This window comes from Candidatus Rokuibacteriota bacterium (assembly GCA_016209385.1).
GTDB lineage: Bacteria > Methylomirabilota > Methylomirabilia > Rokubacteriales > CSP1-6 > JACQWB01.
Genome location: JACQWB010000285.1, coordinates 1 through 11,096 on the forward strand (window position 1 = coordinate 1; position 11,096 = coordinate 11,096).

Sequence of the window (11,096 nt, forward strand, 5' to 3'; positions counted from 1 at the left end):
CCCAGCGAGCTCCGTGAACTCCCACGTCACAGGGTTGGGGATAGTAGTCATGTCATTCCCGGGTCCGAGATAGTATAAGGTTCGGAAGGGGCGGGTACCCGCGCCACACCCGTGCGCCAGCGCGGGGGGTCGGCGTGGGTGGCCCCCCTCCGAGACTGATTAGGGCGGGGAGGCGCACCGTGATCGATCGCTACACGCGCCCGGAGATGGGGCGGATCTGGAGTCAGGAGGCCAGGTACGCGGCGTGGCTCCGGGTCGAGCTCGCCGTGTGCGAGGCCTACGCGCGCCACGGCGCGATCCCCGCGGAGGCGGTGGTCCGGATCAAGGCCAGGGCGCGCGTCGAGGCCGCCCGGGTGAGCGAGATCGAGGCGCGGGTCCGGCACGACGTCATCGCCTTCCTCAGCGCCCTGGAAGAGGCGATCGGCGCCGACTCCCGCTACGTCCACGTCGGGTTGACCTCGGCCGACGTGGTCGACACCGGGCTCGCCCTCCAGCTCGGGGACGCCTCCGCGCTCCTGATCGCCGATCTCGAACGGCTCAGGGAGGTCCTGCGCCGGCTGGCCCGCGAGCACAAGGACACGCTCTGCGTGGGCCGCACCCACGGGGTCCACGCCGAGCCGATGACCTTCGGGCTCAAGTGCCTGCTCTGGTATTCGGAGGCCGGCCGGAACCTGGAGCGCCTTCGCCGCGCGGCGGAGGTGGTTCGCGTGGGGAAGGTCTCTGGAGCCGTGGGAACCTTCGCCCACGTGGACCCGGCGGTCGAGGAAGAGGTCTGCCGGAGCTTGGGGCTGGAGCCGGCGCTGGTCTCCACTCAGGTCATCCAGCGGGACCGGCACGCCGAGTTCGTGACGACCCTCGCGGTCCTGGCCGCCTCCCTCGAGAAGATCGCGCTCGAGATCCGCGGGCTCCAGCGCACGGAGATCCTGGAGGTGGAGGAGCCCTTTGCCGAGGGGCAGAAGGGCTCGTCCTCGATGCCGCACAAGCGCAACCCCGGGTCCTGCGAGCAGGTGTGCGGGCTGGCGCGAGTGGTGAGGAGCCACGCCCTCGCCGCCCTCGAGGACGTGGCCCTCTGGCACGAGCGCGACATCAGCCACTCCTCGGTGGAGCGCGTCATCCTTCCGGACTCCACGATCCTGCTGGACTACCTGCTGGTCCAGATGGCCCGGATCCTCGAGGGCTTGAGGGTCTACCCGCAGCGCATGCGGGACAACCTCGAGCGCAGCCAGGGGCTCATCTACTCTCAACGGGTCCTCCTGAAGCTCACCGACAAGGGACTGCCCCGGCAGCAGGCCTACGAGATCGTCCAGCGGAACGCCATGAGGGCCTGGGACGAGCAGCGCCCGTTCCACGACCTGCTGGCCGCGGACCCTGAGGTGACGGGCCGCCTCTCGCCGGAGGAGCTCAAGGCCTGCTTCGACCCCGCGTGGTATCTCAGGAACGTCGACGCGATCTACCGGCGCGTCGGCCTGTCGTAGAGTTCGAGCGCGGGCTACGCCCGCGCAGATTAATTCGGGCCTCGCGCGGCGGGGGGCCTGCCTCACGGCATGGCCGACCCCGCCGCGCTCGAACAACTGGGGGAGGCTACGGAGGGGGCCGTCGAGGCCCCTTCCGAGAGTTGATGCGCGGCAGGGTGTTCGTCAGGCTGAAGAAGGGCATCCTGGACGTCCAGGGAACCGCGGTCAAGCGGGCCCTGGAAGGGCTGGGCTTCGCCGAGGTCAGGGAGCTGCGGATGGGCAAGATCCTGGAGCTGGAGCTGGACGCCCGGGATCCGGCCCAGGCGCGGGCCCGGATGGAGGAGATGTGCCGGAAGCTCCTGGCCAACCCGGTGATGGAGGACTTCACGGTGGAGGTCGTCGACAGCCGGACATCCGGCTTGCCATAGGGCGGCTCACGGATTAGCATGAAGGTGTAGAGGAGGGGGTCCGCGCATGAAATTCGGCGTGGTGGTGTTCCCGGGCACGTGGAGCGACTGCGACTTTCACTACGTCATCACCGAGGTCCTGCACCAGCCCGCCCAATACGTCTGGCACCGGGAGACGAACCTCGCCGAGTTCGACTGCGTGATCCTCCCGGGAGGCTTCTCCTACGGGGACTACCTCCGCGCCGGCGCGATCGGCGGCCGCTCCCCCGTGGTCGAAGCGCTTCCCGAGTTCGTGGCCAGTGGTGGCCTGGCCCTGGGCTCATGCAACGGCTTTCAGATTCTCTGCGAGGCCGGGATCCTCCCCGGCGCCCTGATGAAGAACGAGTGCCTCCAGTACCGGTGCCAGGCGACGCACCTCCTCGTGGAGAACGCCGAGACCCCCTTCACCCGGGCGACGCGTCCCGGCCAGGTGCTCAAGATGCCGATCTCGCACGGGGAAGGGAAGTACTACTGCGACCGGCAGACCCTCCAGCTGCTCAAGGAGCGGAACCAGATCGTCTTCCGATACTGCACCGAGTCCGGGGAGGTGACCCGCGAGGCCAACCCCAACGGCTCGCTCGAGAACATCGCGGGGATCGTCAACGAAGAGGGAACCGTCCTGGGTCTCATGCCGCATCCGGAGCGTGCCGCGGAGAAGGCCATGGGTGTCACCGACGGGCTCCCCATCTTCCACTCCCTCCTCGGTACCCTCGTCGAGGCCGACAGCTTCGTCAAGCAATAGCGGAGGGCGCGCGCTCCATGGAGTGCGACCGGGTTGACGTGGGCCGAGCCTAAGGTCACGCTCGAGCTGGCCCAAGCTCACGGCCTGACGGCTGAGGAGTACGATCGGATCATCCGCCTTCTCGGGCGGGAACCCACCTTCACCGAGCTCGGCCTCTTCTCCGCGCTCTGGTCCGAGCACTGCGCCTACAAGCACTCCCGCGTCTTTCTCCGCCGGCTCCCCACGCACGGTGCGCATGTCCTCCAGGGGCCCGGCGAGAACGCCGGGATCGTGGACCTGGGGGATGGCCTGGCGCTGGTCCTCAAGATTGAAAGCCACAACCATCCGTCCTTCATCGAGCCGTTCCAGGGCGCCGCCACCGGTGTCGGCGGGATCCTGCGCGACATCTTCACGATGGGGGCGCGTCCCATCGCGCTGCTCGACTCCCTCCGGTTCGGCGATCCGGACAAGGAAAAGACCCGCTACCTCGCCAGCGGGGTCATCTCGGGGATCTCCTGGTACGGGAACTGCGTCGGCGTCCCGACCGTCGGCGGGGAGGTGGCGTTCGCCCCCGAGTACAACGGCAACCCCCTCGTCAACGTCATGTGCGTCGGGCTCGTCCGGCAGGACCGGATCTTCCGAGCGCGCGCCGAGGGGCCCGGCAACCCGGTCGTCTACGTGGGGGCCAAGACCGGGCGCGACGGGATCCACGGCGCGATCATGGCCTCCGCGACCTTCGGGGAGGGCGCCGAGGAGCAGCGGCCGACGGTCCAGGTGGGCGACCCGTTCACCGAAAAGCTGCTCCTCGAAGCCTGCCTGGAGGCCATGGCGAGCGGCGCCGTTGTCGGGATCCAGGACATGGGCGCCGCCGGCCTCGCCTGCGCGACGTCCGAGATGCCCGCGCGGGCCGGCACGGGGATGGAGATCGAGCTCTCGCGGGTGCCCCAGCGCGAGAGCGGGATGACGCCGTACGAGATCATGCTCTCCGAGTCGCAGGAGCGGATGCTCCTCGTCGTGGCCCGGGGCCGCGCGGCCGAAGTGCGGGAGATCTTCGCCAAGTGGGAGCTGGACGCGGTCGAGATCGGCCGCGTCACCGGTGACGGGATGCTGCGTGTCCACATGGACGGGCAGCTGGTGGCCGAACTGCCCGTCCGGGCGCTGACCGACGAGGCGCCCGTGTACGAAAAGCCCACCGAGCGGCCCGCCTGGCTCGATCGCCTCCGCGCCCTCGATCCCCTGAGCCTCGCCGAGCCCGCCAGCTACGCGCAGGCGCTCCGTACGCTTCTGGCGGCGCCCACGCTCGCCTCCAAGGAATGGGTCTGGCGCCAGTACGATCACCAGGTCGGGATCAACACCCTGGTGCTCCCGGGCTCCGACGCCGCGGTGCTCCGGATCAAGGGGACGCGGAAGGCCATCGCGGTGACGACGGACGGCAGCAGCCGCTACGTGACGCTCGACCCCTACGTCGGCGCTGCCATGGCGGTGGCGGAGGCGGCCCGGAACCTGACCTGCGCCGGAGCCCGCCCCCTCGCGGCGACCGACTGCCTGAACTTCGGCTCGCCGGAGCGGCCGGACATCCTCTGGCAGTTCTCCCGGGCGGTCGAGGGCATCGCCGAAGCGTGCCGGGCCCTCGAAATCCCGGTGGTGAGCGGCAACGTCTCCTTCTACAATGAGACCGAAGGGCGGGCGATCCTCCCCACGCCGATCATCGGGATGGCGGGGCTCCTGGAGGACGCCGAGCGGAGCACGACCCAGTGGTTCAAGAAGGAGGGGAACCGGATTGCCCTCCTCGGGCCTGACGCGGTGAGCCTCGGGGGAAGCGAGTTTCTCTGGGCGGTTCACGGCCGGCTAGGGGGGCCGCTCGCGCCCCTCGACCTCAAGCTCGAGCGCGACGTACAGTCGGCCTGCCGGACCGCGATCGAGGCGGGTCTCTGCGCCTCGGCCCACGATTGCGCCGAGGGGGGCCTGGCGGTCGCCGTCGCCGAAGCGTGCATCGCCGGGCCGGGGCTCTTCGGTGCCGAGATCGCCCTTCCGGCGGGCGGCCGGACCGACCTGATCCTGTTCGGCGAGGGCCCGTCGCGGATCGTGGTCTCGGTCCCCCGACAGGCCCAGCGTCACTTCGAGGGGCTCATGCGCGAGTGCCAGGTGCCGTGGACCTGGCTCGGGACGGTCGGCGCCGATCGCCTCGCCATCCGCATCGGGGGGCAGCTCGTCGTGGACGTTCCCGTCGAGGAGCTGAGCCACACCTGGAGGAACGGCTTTGCCCGGCATATCGCCTGAAGATAAGTTCCGGGACGAGTGCGGAATCTTCGCCGCCTGGAATCACCCCGAGGCCGCGAACCTCGCGTACCTCGGCCTCTACGCGCTTCAGCACCGGGGCCAGGAATCGGCGGGGATCGCGGCCACCGACGGCCAATCCCTGCACGTCGAGCGCGCCATGGGGTGGGTCGCCGACGTGTTCTCGCGCGATCGGCTCCGGCGCCTGCCGGGCTCGATCGCCATCGGCCATGTCCGCTACTCTACCGCGGGGACCTCGACGCTCAAGAACGCCCAGCCGATCATGGCGAATACTGCGCGCGGACCCATCGCGATCGCCCACAACGGGAACCTCGTCAACGCCGAGGCGCTCAAGGCCGAGCTGGAGAAAGACGGCTCGGTGTTCCAGTCCAACTCGGACACCGAGGTGATCCTCCACCTGCTCGCCCGCTCCGAGGGGGCCACCCTGGAGGAGCAGCTCCCGAAGGCGCTCGGCCGCGTGTCCGGCGCGTACTCGTTCCTGCTGTTGACCCCCGATTCGGTCATCGCGGTCAGGGACCCGTACGGCTTCCGGCCGCTCTCGCTGGGGAGGCTCGGCGAGACCTGGATCGTCGCCTCCGAAACCTGCGCCTTCGACCTGCTCGAGGCCGAGTTCGTGCGCGACGTGGAGCCGGGGGAGATCCTGCTCATCACCCGCGAGGGCCTGCGCTCGCTCAAGCCGTTCCCGCCGAGGGAGCGCCTCCAGTGCGTGTTCGAGTACGTCTACTTCGCGCGGCCGGACTCGTATCTCTGGGGGCGCAACGTCCACGCGGTGCGCAAGGCCATGGGACGCCAGCTCGCCCGCGAGCACCCGGTCGAGGCCGACATCGTGATCCCGGTGCCGGACTCGGGAGCCGGCGCCGCCCTCGGCTTCGCGGAGGAGTCAGGGATCCCGTTCGAGATGGGCCTGATCCGGAACCACTACGAGGGGCGCACGTTCATCGAGCCCACGCGCGGCATCCGCCACTTCGGGGTCAAGGTGAAGCTGAACCCGATGCGCGAGACGCTGGGGGGCCGCCGGGTGGTGGTGGTGGACGACTCCATCGTGCGCGGCACCACCAGCCAGAAGATCGTCAAGATGGTCCGCGGCGCCGGCGCCCGCGAGGTCCACATGCGGATCTCCTCGCCGCCGATCCAGTGGCCGTGCTACTACGGGATCGACACGCCGACCCGGAAGGAGCTGATCGCCTCGAGCCATCACGTGGAGGAGATCCGCCGCCATCTGGGCGCCGACAGCCTCGGCTATCTCTCCCTGGACGGGATGCTGAAGGCCACCGGGAACGACCCGGGCCACTTCTGCCATGCCTGCTTCACCGGCGGCTATCGCGTGGGCTTCGAAGCCGAGGAGACGCCGCAGCTCCGCCTCTTCGACGTGTAGTCGCCGCGCGGGCGGGCGTCCGCTGCCTGCGCTTTTCCCTTGACCCCGTGAGCTCGATGGACCCGCTGACATACAAGCAGTCTGGGGTTGACATCGAGGCCGCCGAGGAGGCGGTCCGCCGGATCGTTCCACTTGCCCGGACGACCTTTCGGCCCGAAGTCCTCGGCGGGATCGGCGCCTTCGCGGGCTTCTTTCGGGTCCCGGCGGGCTACCGCGAGCCGGTCCTTGTCGCCTCGACCGATGGGGTCGGCACGAAGCTCAAGATCGCCGTCATGCTCGACCGTCACGACACCATCGGGATCGATCTGGTCGCGATGGGCGTCAACGATGTCCTCGTCCACGGCGCCGCCCCGCTCTTCTTCCTCGACTACCTCGCCGTGCCCCGCGTCGTGCCGGCCCAGGTGGAAGCCATCGTGCGCGGGATCGCCGAGGGGTGCAGGCAGGCCGGGGCGTCCTTGATCGGCGGCGAAACCGCCGAGCTGCCGGGCGTGTACGCCGAGGGCGAGTATGATCTGGCGGGCTTCGCCGTCGGTGTCGTCGAGCGTGACCGGATCGTGGACGGGTCGGCGGTCAAGCCCGGTCACCGGATTCTGGGCCTCGCCTCCTCGGGCCTCCACTCGAACGGCTACTCGCTCGCCCGGAAGGTCATCTTCGAGCGTCTCGGGCTCGGCGTCGGCGCTCCCCTCCCCGGCGGGGAGCGGAGCGTCGGGGACGAGCTCCTGGTTCCCACGCGGATCTACGTCAAGCCGATCCTCGACCTCCTCGCTGCGCTTCCGGTCAGCGCGATGGCGCATGTCACGGGGGGCGGGATCACCGGGAACCTGCCGCGGGTCCTTCCGGAGGGCTGCCGCGCTGTGATCGAGCGTGGCGCCTGGCCGGTGCCGGGGATCTTCCAGCTCATTCAGACCGGCGGCGGCGTGGCGGCGGCTGAGATGTACCGGACCTTCAACATGGGGATCGGCTACCTCGTCGTCGTGGCGCCCGAGCACGTCGCCGCGGCGAAGCAACGGCTCGAGCGCGGCGGTGAACGGGTCTTCGAAGTCGGGGAGGTCCGCGCCGGCCCCCGGGGCGTGGAGTACGCGTGAGCTTCCTCGGAGGGGGGCTCCGCCCCCCTTCCGATGCCTCCCCCCGGGATTGCGCCGGCCCACCCGGCGCTCGAAGGGATGGTGCTGAATCATGAGCGAGGGTAGCCCCGTGAGCGACGGCGCCCAGGCCTGGTCGAAGCGGAGCGAGCCGCTCAGGATCGCGGTCCTCGCCTCGGGGCGCGGGAGCAACCTGCAGGCCATCATCGACGCCATCGAAGCCCGGCGCCTCGAAGCGTCCTTGGCCGTCGTAATCTCGGACCGGCCTGACGCCCAGGCCCTGGAGCGGGCGCGGCGGCACGGCGTCAAGGCGGTGTTCGTGGACCCGAAGGGCTACCCCGACCGGCAGGCCTTCGAGCGGGCCCTGATCGCCATGCTCGACGAGCACCAGGTCGAGCTGGTCTGTCTCGCGGGCTTCATGCGGGTTCTGACCCCGACCTTCGTGACAGCCTACCGCCACCGGATCATGAACATCCACCCGGCGCTACTACCTGCCTTTCCGGGGCTTCACGCCCAGCGACAGGCCCTGGAGCACGGGGTGAAGGTGGCAGGAGCCACGGTGCACTTCGTGGACGAGGGCGTGGACACGGGCCCGATCATCCTTCAGGCTGCGGTGCCGGTCGAGGAGGACGACACGGTCGAGACGCTGTCCGCCCGGATCCTCGAGCAGGAGCACCGGATCTACCCGCGAGCGATCCAGCTCTTCGCCGAAGGCCGGCTGGAGGTCAGGGGCCGCCGCGTGGTGATCCGCCCCGATTCTTAGAGGCGTGAGGCGACCCACGATCCGAGTGCGGGGCCTTCGCGACGCCGAGCGAGGGGAGGCCTTCCCTCGCACGGCCGCCGAACGGCTAGCGCTGGTGTGGGTGCTGACCCTCGACGCGTGGGCCTTCAAGGGAGAACGCCTTGCTGAACCCGGACTTCCGCGACATGTTGTCCGCGTTGTCCGACGAGCAGGCTGAGTTCCTCGTCGTCGGAGCGTACGCGGTCGCGGTTCACGGAGTCCCGCGCGCCACGGCCGATCTCGATATCTGGGTCCGACGATCCGAGGAGAACGCGGTGCGCGTGTGGCGGGCGCTGGCGCGCTTCGGCGCTCCGATGTCCGCCGTCCGTCAGGAAGATCTTCACGCGCCCGAAGTCGTCGTCCAGGTCGGCGTCGCGCCGCGCCGGATCGACCTGTTAACGTCCATCGATGGTGTCGAGTTCGAAGACGCCTGGGCACACCGAATCGAGGTCGAGATCGAAGGGCTCCGGGTGCCGGTCATCGGGCGGCGGCACCTGATCGTGAACAAGAAAGCCGTGGGCCGGCCTCAGGATCTCGCCGACGTCACCCGGCTGGAGGCGGAAGCGCCGGAATCGTGAGGCTGACGCCTGTGACCCGGGTTTGTTCGCCTCAATATGCTGCGGGCCGATATCCGGATGGACCGCCAGATTCGCAGTGTTTGCCGGAGAGCCGAGGCTTGACAACGTCGTGCAAGTGATGAACATTGCGCCTGATTTTGTCGCCGGACTCGGACAGCGTGCCGAGATAGGCTTCAGGCATAGCGTGCAAGAGACTCAATAGTTGGGCAAACAAACGAAGTGAGGTGGGAGATCCGGTGCGCACATGAAGTTCGGTGTTCGCCGATGATTCGCGCCAGCCAGCGCCGACCCGTCGCGGCATGGGCCCGCTGGTCGCGATCGGGGGGCTGTTCGTGCCGGGTGAAAACTTGCGGGAGCTTGAGGCGGCGATTCAGGCCGTGTGCGTTGAAGCGGGCTTTCCCCGCGACGAGGAGTTCAAATGGTCTCCGCCCCGCGGATCGTGGATGCACCAAGACTTGGTCGCCGACAGTCGCCGAGACTTCTTTACGCAGGTCCTGTCCTTGGCCCGAGATTCCGGCTGCACCTCAGCCGTCGTGGTCGAGGACACCAGCTGTGGTCGAGCGACCGGCGCGCCGACGCCTGAGTTTGATGTCACCCAGATGTTTCTCGAACGTGCGACATGGGCGTTGGCGCAAGAGGATGGTGTCGTTGTTGTCGATCGGCCTGGCGGTGGCCACAGGGGTGAGGAGACGTTCCTCTCCCAATGTTTTGTTGACTGTCGTGGATGCAAGGATGTTCTGGGAGGTGTCGAAGGCTATCTGCTCGCATCTCCTATGAAGCGCATAAATACGCGTTATGCGGTCACTGCGACGGGGAGAAGCCGTAGGGGAGAATGATGCGAGGGGATTACCTGTTCGCTGAACAGGCCACGATCCATGATGTGGTGGAGCATCAGAGGAAGCAGGTGCACCAGGCTCTGGAGGACCTTCCTGCCCAGAGAGTCCTGGCCAACCCGCCTGAGGCCGTAACGGCCGAGATCGTCGAGCGATTCCGCCTAGATGTTCCCGTCCTTGATCGTGCCGCTATAGTGCAGCTGCCGAATGAAGAAGTTGACATCGACGTCTCTCACGATTGGGCACGCGCGTTCCACACCCCCGGACCACACTACGTCAAAGGCACCGCACTTCGCATTGCAGTCCCCTTCAAAGGAGAGGCGGGACTCTTCAGATATGGCAGCTCCCCCTTCAATAACCCGATTCCAGGGGAGGTCAGAGACGAGACGGTCGTCTTGACGTACGCTGCCGAACGTCCGGACGCGGCTGCAGCCCGAGCCGACTTTGAGAATCGAATCGGACGAATTGAAAGCATGCTCCAGATGGTGCGGGGCCCGGCGGATGAGTGGAACAGGAAGTTGCCGGACATGGTCCACGGTCGCTTGCAGCAGCGCCGTGCCAAGCTCGAGCGGGATCAGGGTCTTGCCTTGGGGTATCCGCCCGCACCGGCGAAGGCTGCGGCCGCTCCCGCGGAGAGGGCTATCAAGCAAAGGGTACAACAGTACGACCTGTTTCTGTCTCACGCTTCCGAGGATAAGGAGGCCATCGCTCGACCCTTGTACACCGCCCTCGTGGCCGCAGGCGTGTCTGTGTGGTTTGATGAGGCGGTCTTGGAGCTGGGCGACAGCCTGCGGCGGAAGATCGATGAAGGGCTTGCGCGGTGTCGATACGGCGTCGTCATCCTGAGTCCGAGATTCCTCGCCAAGCAGTGGCCGCAGCGCGAGCTTGACGGATTGGTGGCGAGGGAAACGGCCTCGGGGGAAAAGGCGATCCTGCCGATCTGGCACGAGCTGGATCGTGACACCTTGTTGCGTTACTCGCCTCCCTTGGCCGACCGGCTCGCCGGTCGTTCAGAAGAGGGAGTTTCAGCTCTGGTGGAGAAGATCTTGCGTGTGTTTGGGAAGTAGGCGCTTGTCCTTCTGGAGGACCGAGGAGCCGCATAACACCAGATGCAGCGGACGGCACCAGCCCCAAGCGACGGGGCGCCGGCGCTAATCTGGGCGTTGGGTGTCTTGTGATCTGTAACGTTCTGGGTTACACTGATCAGGGTGATCCGCGGGTTCAAGCACAAGGGGTTGGCCAAGTTTTTCGAGACCGGCTCAAAGGCCGGTGTCCAGGCCAAACACGCCGAACGGCTGCGCCTGATCCTGGGCCGCTTGAGCGCTGCGACTGCCCCACGAGATATGGCACTTCCAGGACTGGACCTTCATCCGCTCAAGGGTGACCGCAAGGGCACGTGGGCGGTGTCGGTGAGCGGCACCTGGCGGGTGACGTTCAAGTTCGTTGGCAAGGATGCTGATGCTGTCGATTACGGGGACTATCACTGAGGGAGTCGCGATGCGTATGCACAATCCACCCCATCCGGGAG

General features: G+C 67.9%; 11 protein-coding genes. All 11 read left to right on the forward strand.

The features are described 5' to 3' along the window. The first annotated feature begins 179 nt into the window (after positions 1-179). The 11 genes from HY726_21590 (at position 180) to HY726_21640 (ending at position 11,055) form a co-directional block, all read left to right on the forward strand. The gene (locus HY726_21590; protein ID MBI4611591.1) at positions 180-1,475 is read left to right on the forward strand and encodes an adenylosuccinate lyase; all 1,296 of its coding nucleotides are present in this window, start codon (positions 180-182) and stop codon (positions 1,473-1,475) included. Between the two features lie 143 nt (positions 1,476-1,618). Then, positions 1,619-1,882: a phosphoribosylformylglycinamidine synthase subunit PurS gene (gene purS, locus HY726_21595; GenBank protein MBI4611592.1), complete on the forward strand. Its 264-nt coding sequence runs from the start codon at positions 1,619-1,621 to the stop codon at positions 1,880-1,882. A 46-nt stretch (positions 1,883-1,928) separates the two neighbouring features. Then, positions 1,929-2,642 (forward strand): phosphoribosylformylglycinamidine synthase subunit PurQ, encoded by a 714-nt coding sequence (gene purQ, locus HY726_21600; protein ID MBI4611593.1) that lies wholly within the window; start codon positions 1,929-1,931, stop codon positions 2,640-2,642. 33 nt (positions 2,643-2,675) lie between these two features. Then, on the forward strand, positions 2,676-4,901 hold the full coding sequence (purL, locus tag HY726_21605; protein ID MBI4611594.1) for a phosphoribosylformylglycinamidine synthase subunit PurL: 2,226 nt from the start codon (positions 2,676-2,678) through the stop codon (positions 4,899-4,901). Then, complete coding sequence (locus tag HY726_21610; GenBank protein MBI4611595.1) at positions 4,891-6,294, forward strand: amidophosphoribosyltransferase; 1,404 nt, start codon at positions 4,891-4,893, stop codon at positions 6,292-6,294. The genes purL and HY726_21610 overlap by 11 nt, the downstream gene beginning before the upstream one ends. Before the next feature lie 56 nt (positions 6,295-6,350). After that, positions 6,351-7,379 (forward strand): phosphoribosylformylglycinamidine cyclo-ligase, encoded by a 1,029-nt coding sequence (locus tag HY726_21615; GenBank protein ID MBI4611596.1) that lies wholly within the window; start codon positions 6,351-6,353, stop codon positions 7,377-7,379. Between the two features lie 91 nt (positions 7,380-7,470). Continuing rightward, the gene (locus HY726_21620) at positions 7,471-8,139 is read left to right on the forward strand and encodes a phosphoribosylglycinamide formyltransferase (protein MBI4611597.1); all 669 of its coding nucleotides are present in this window, start codon (positions 7,471-7,473) and stop codon (positions 8,137-8,139) included. Positions 8,140-8,303: 164 nt separating this feature from the next. Further along, positions 8,304-8,735 carry a hypothetical protein gene (locus tag HY726_21625; protein ID MBI4611598.1) on the forward strand — a complete coding sequence of 144 codons (432 nt, stop codon included), beginning with the start codon at positions 8,304-8,306 and terminating at the stop codon, positions 8,733-8,735. Between the two features lie 299 nt (positions 8,736-9,034). Continuing rightward, a complete protein-coding gene (locus HY726_21630) occupies positions 9,035-9,571 on the forward strand; it encodes a hypothetical protein (protein MBI4611599.1) in 537 nt (178 codons plus the stop codon). Further along, positions 9,568-10,635: a toll/interleukin-1 receptor domain-containing protein gene (locus HY726_21635; protein ID MBI4611600.1), complete on the forward strand. Its 1,068-nt coding sequence runs from the start codon at positions 9,568-9,570 to the stop codon at positions 10,633-10,635. Before HY726_21630 ends, HY726_21635 begins: the two co-directional genes overlap by 4 nt. 141 nt (positions 10,636-10,776) lie before the next feature. Continuing rightward, entirely contained in the window at positions 10,777-11,055 is a 279-nt protein-coding gene (locus tag HY726_21640) for a type II toxin-antitoxin system RelE/ParE family toxin (protein MBI4611601.1), read from the forward strand. Positions 11,056-11,096: the final 41 nt, after the last annotated feature.

Bases quoted from the DNA above. Each gene is read 5' to 3' on its own strand.
- purS (MBI4611592.1), top strand. From the start codon at position 1,619: ATGCGCGGCAGGGTGTTCGTCAGGCTGAAGAAGGGCATCCTGGACGTC.
- purQ (MBI4611593.1), top strand. From the start codon at position 1,929: ATGAAATTCGGCGTGGTGGTGTTCCCGGGCACGTGGAGCGACTGCGAC.
- HY726_21615 (MBI4611596.1), top strand. From the start codon at position 6,351: ATGGACCCGCTGACATACAAGCAGTCTGGGGTTGACATCGAGGCCGCC.
- HY726_21620 (MBI4611597.1), top strand. From the start codon at position 7,471: ATGAGCGAGGGTAGCCCCGTGAGCGACGGCGCCCAGGCCTGGTCGAAG.
- HY726_21625 (MBI4611598.1), top strand. From the start codon at position 8,304: ATGTTGTCCGCGTTGTCCGACGAGCAGGCTGAGTTCCTCGTCGTCGGA.
- HY726_21630 (MBI4611599.1), top strand. From the start codon at position 9,035: ATGGGCCCGCTGGTCGCGATCGGGGGGCTGTTCGTGCCGGGTGAAAAC.
- HY726_21635 (MBI4611600.1), top strand. From the start codon at position 9,568: ATGATGCGAGGGGATTACCTGTTCGCTGAACAGGCCACGATCCATGAT.